General features: G+C 55.3%; 3 protein-coding genes and 1 pseudogene. 1 reads left to right on the top strand and 3 read right to left on the bottom strand.

Features of this window, described 5'->3' with window-relative positions:
- Nucleotides 1-182: 182 nt before the first annotated feature.
- From fusA to folE2, 3 genes are all read right to left on the bottom strand, one after another.
- Nucleotides 183-2,213 (bottom strand): elongation factor G, encoded by a 2,031-nt coding sequence (gene fusA / locus LQZ21_RS14795; RefSeq protein WP_411045350.1) that lies wholly within the window; start codon nucleotides 2,211-2,213, stop codon nucleotides 183-185.
- Between the two features lie 69 nt (nucleotides 2,214-2,282).
- Nucleotides 2,283-3,164, bottom strand: a complete 882-nt coding sequence (gene folP / locus LQZ21_RS14790; protein ID WP_411045349.1) for a dihydropteroate synthase — start codon at nucleotides 3,162-3,164, stop codon at nucleotides 2,283-2,285.
- A complete protein-coding gene (folE2, locus tag LQZ21_RS14785) occupies nucleotides 3,118-3,915 on the bottom strand; it encodes a GTP cyclohydrolase FolE2 (protein ID WP_411045348.1) in 798 nt (265 codons plus the stop codon). The genes folP and folE2 overlap by 47 nt, the downstream gene beginning before the upstream one ends.
- A gap of 372 nt (nucleotides 3,916-4,287) precedes the next feature.
- Between folE2 and LQZ21_RS14780 the strand changes: the two are divergent.
- Nucleotides 4,288-4,476 (top strand): annotated as a pseudogene (locus tag LQZ21_RS14780) (PD-(D/E)XK nuclease family transposase); the annotation flags it as partial.

Raw genomic sequence — 4,476 nt, 5'->3', positions numbered from 1 at the left:
ACGAACGACACGAACATCACGAACTTTTGCTTCGATATTCCGGAATTTATACCTGAATTCTCTTCTTTGTTCGTGGGAAAGCAGGAAAGAAGTACCGGTGAAAACGCCAATTTGTCTTTGTTTCTGTTCGTGTGGTTCGTGAGGTTCGTGGTTTTATCAGTATTTTTAGTCCAATAAAAGTATTAGCGGTCGGATTTTTTTTCGAAGTGGGAAAATTCCATGGTAAAGGTGGCCCGGCCCTGGCTTACCGAGCGGAGAGCGGTCATAAAGCCGAACATCTTGGACATGGGGGCCAGGGCCTTTACTTCGTCGATTTGGGTCTTGGAATTCATGCTTGATACCTGGCCGCCGCGCTGGACCAGGAGGCTGATCACATCCCCCACAAATTCCTTGGGGGAAATAAGCCCCACGGTCATGATCGGCTCCAGCAGTATGGGCTGGGCGGAACGACAGGCTTCGTCAAAACATATACTGGCGCAGGCTTCAAAGGCAAATTCCGTACCGGTAAGCTCCGAATATTTGAGGTCCGTCAGGGTAACCCCCACATCGATACAGGGATAGCCCAGGACTATGCCGGAGCTCAAGGCCCCGGTTATTCCCCGTTCCACCGCGCTAAAGATGGCCTCGGGGATGTCCCGGCTTTTAACGCCGCAGGTATACTTATTACCCGAACCCCGGGATACGGGCTCCACCCGCAGGCTCAGGGAGGCAGCGTTTTCCTTGCCCCCGATGATTTTGGAGAAATTTTCGGTCCGCTCCACGGTGGTAGTCACCGATTCCCGGTAGGTTACCTGGGGGTTCCCCACCTTGGCGCCCAGGTTGTACTCCTTGAGGATCTTGGTGACCAGTACGTCCAGGTGAAGCTCCCCCATACCGGAAATGATGAGCTGGCCAGTCTCCTCATTTTCTTTGGTGGTAAAGGTGGGGTCCTCCTTGGAAAGGATCGCCAAAATATCCCGCAATTTTTGCTGCTCCGACATGGTTCGGGGTTCAATGGATACGGAAATAACCGGCTCGGGGAACAGCATCTTATCCAGGACCACCGGCCACCCCTCACTGCCGATGGTGTCGCCGGTTTGGGCCAGCTTCATCCCGATGATAACCCCAATATCCCCGGCGGACAGGTCCTCCATGGGTTCCGATTTATTGGAATGCATCCGCAAAATCCGGTTGGCCCGCTCCCGTTTCCGCTTGCCCACATTAAACACCATAGAACCCGGTTTGATGGACCCCGAATACATCCGGACATAACAGAGGCTCCCCGCCTCCCGGTCGTTCTGAATTTTAAAAACCAAGCCCAGGGGCATTCCCTTGGGATCACAGGGGATCCGCAGCTCTTCTTCTTTTTTAGTATGGTAAGCCAGGGCAGGCGCCACCTCGTCCGGAGCGGGGAGGTAATCCACCACCGCGTCGATGAGGGGCTGCACCCCCATATTACGCCGGGAGGCCCCGGCAAACATGGGGAGTACCGACCGGTTTAATACGGCCTTACGCAATTCCTGCCTGATAAGCTCCGGGGGTATTTCCCCACCCCCCAGGTAACGCTCCGTCAGGGTGTCGGAAAAGACCGAAAGGGTATCGATGAGTTTTTCCCGCCATTCCCGGGCCGTATGTTCCCGCTCCGGGGCAATGGGGGTAACGATCATCTGTTCCCCTTCCCCCTCGGGATCCCAGCGGATCTCCCGCATCTCAATTAAGTCCAAAACTCCCTCAAAACTGCTTTCCTTGCCGATGGGGAGCTGCAGGGCCAGGGTTTGTATTCCCAGTTTCGCCTGGATATCCGCCAGAACCGGGAAAAAATCAGCCCCGATCCGGTCCATCTTATTTACATAGCCGATGCAGGGTACCTTATACCGCTCCGCCTGATGCCAGACGGTTTCGGTCTGGGGTTCCACGCCCCGGACCGCATCGAAGATGGCCACCGCTCCGTCCAGAACCCGGAGGGAACGTTCCACTTCGGCGGTAAAATCCACATGCCCCGGGGTATCGATGATGTTGATCTGAAAATCCCGCCAATAGGTGGTGGTAGCGGCGCTTTGAATGGTAATACCCCGCTCCTGCTCCTGCTCCATCCAGTCCATAATGGCTTCGCCGTCATCTACTTCGCCTATTCTATGACTTTTTCCGGTATAATAGAGGATCCGCTCGGTGGTAGTGGTTTTTCCGGCGTCAATATGGGCCATAATCCCGATATTGCGCATAGAATTCAGCATGATCTACTCCTGGGCGGCTGTTTTTAACGCCGCCGGTACAATTAGTGTAGTCTATGGAACGGAAAAAAGCTAGCCGGCCGGGTAAGGGCCTATGGCGGATAGGACCTTTACCAGATCCACCGCCTCGGGCACATCGTGGACCCGGATAATCCTGGCCCCTTTCATAAGGCAGAGGGCGTTGGCCGCCAGGGTTCCGGCGAGCCGTTGGGATACTTCCCGACCGGTAAGATCGCCGATGATGGTTTTCCGGGAAAGCCCTATCAGGACCGGGTAACCCAGGGCCCGGATCTCATCCAGGCGGGTAAGGAGGGCCAGGTTATCCTCCCGGCGTTTACCAAAACCGATGCCGGGGTCCAGGATGATATGTTCCGGGGGGATGCCCACGGCCAGGGCCCGGGCCACGGCGGCGGCCAAATAGGAGCGGACCTCCCCGACCACGTCCTCATAATAGGGTTGGTCCTGCATATCCGTGGGGATACCCTTTTTATGCATCAGCACCACCGGCGCCCCCCATTCGGCGCAGCGGGGCCCCAGGGCGGGGTCGTCCTCCAGGGCGGAAATATCGTTGATGAGGTTCGCCCCCGCCTCCAGGGCCGCCCGGGCCACCGGTTCTTTCCGGGTATCCACCGAGATGGGGGTTTGTTTTTGCCGCCGAAAGGCCCGGATAACCGGTATCAGCCGGCGTTGCTCCTCCTCCTCGCTGACATAGGCCGCGCCGGGCCGGGTGGACTCCCCGCCAAAATCGATAATATCCGCCCCCGCTTCCGCCGCCACGAGGGCCCGCTCTACCGCTGCTTCGGGGCCCGCATTATGGCTCCCCGGGTAAAAGGAATCTTCGGTACAGTTGACAATGGCCATCACCAGGGGTTTTCCGGATAAGTCCAGGGCGCCGCCGCCGGGAAGTTTAACCGGGCCGGTCATTTTTATCGTCCCCGGAATGGTATTGGACATAGGCATAGGCATTATGGTTATGGATACTTTCAAAATTTTCCGCTTCCACGGAAAAACTGGGGAACTGATGGAGGTCCCTAATGGTGATATACACATCCCGGACCAGGTCTTCCACAAATTTGGGGTTATCGTAGGCATGTTCGGTGATATATTTCTCATCCTCCCGCTTGAGAAGGGAGTACACCGGGCTGGAGGCGGATTTTTCCACCATATCGATGATGTCCTCCAGCCAGAAAAAAGGCCCCAGTTCCAACTCCAGCCGGACAATGCCCCGCTGATTGTGGGCGCCCCGGTCGCTTATGGCCTTGGAACAGGGGCACACCGTGGTGACCGGTATGGCCACGGACACGGTAAAATGGTGGCCCCCCTGATACACCCGGCCCTGATAACAACACTGGTAGGACATCATCCCGGTGAGGCCCGAAACCGGGGCACTTTTTTCCAAAAAATAGGGGAAATTCAGGGAACCAAAGGAGGATTCCGCATCCAGGCTGGCGCGGATCTTGTTCAGCATCTCCAAAAACCGGGGCATGGACAGGTCTTCCCGGTAGGCATGGAAAATTTCAATAAAACGGCTCATGTGGGTACCCTTGAAATGCCGGGGAAGGTTGGCAAAAAGATCCACCCGGGCGGTGGTATGCTGGACTTTTTTCACCTTATCCAGGACCTGGATGGGGTATTCCAGGGACTTTACCCCTACTTTGGTCAAGGGCACGTTCCGGCTATCCGTCAAATTCTGTACGTCGATCATGGCGACCCCTATGATATCGTCGTTTGTGTAAAAAATAGCTAATATTTGGGAATTAGTAAAGGGAAGGGAGCGGAAAGAAGAGGAATTCGACCACGAAGGCGAAGAAGAAGAGTTAGGAGGGAGGAGGGAGGAGTGGACTTTACCCCGTTAGGTGAGCCTGTCAATAGTTTTGTGTAAATGGCCTTCTGAAATTTAATCCTGAAATCCATATCCGCTTTTGAATAGAAAATGTTTTTTATAATTCCTTCCTTCTTCGCCTTATGCGCCTTTGTGGTTAAATTCTTTTAAGGCCTGGTGCCTGGCACTGTTTTTGGACGGAATTTTCTCTTGGAAAAAAATCTTTCCCGGTGTATACTAGGAACAGGAGACCCTATGCACAGCATTCATCTGGACGAAACTGACGATCCCGTCAATATTTGCTACGACAACGTCTTCAAGGCGGTCTTTACCCAGAAAACCCCCGAGTCCCAGACCGCCCTGTCCCGGCTCGTCTCCGCCATGACCGGACGGACCCTCACGGTCGTTTCCATCACCGCCAACGAGCCCCCGCCCCAGAGCCTG

The organism is Treponema sp. TIM-1, from assembly GCF_046533115.1.
Taxonomy (GTDB): domain Bacteria; phylum Spirochaetota; class Spirochaetia; order Treponematales; family Breznakiellaceae; genus JAIRMO01.
The sequence above is the reverse complement of the archived record's forward strand: the minus strand, read 5'-3'. Positions and strand labels throughout refer to the sequence as shown.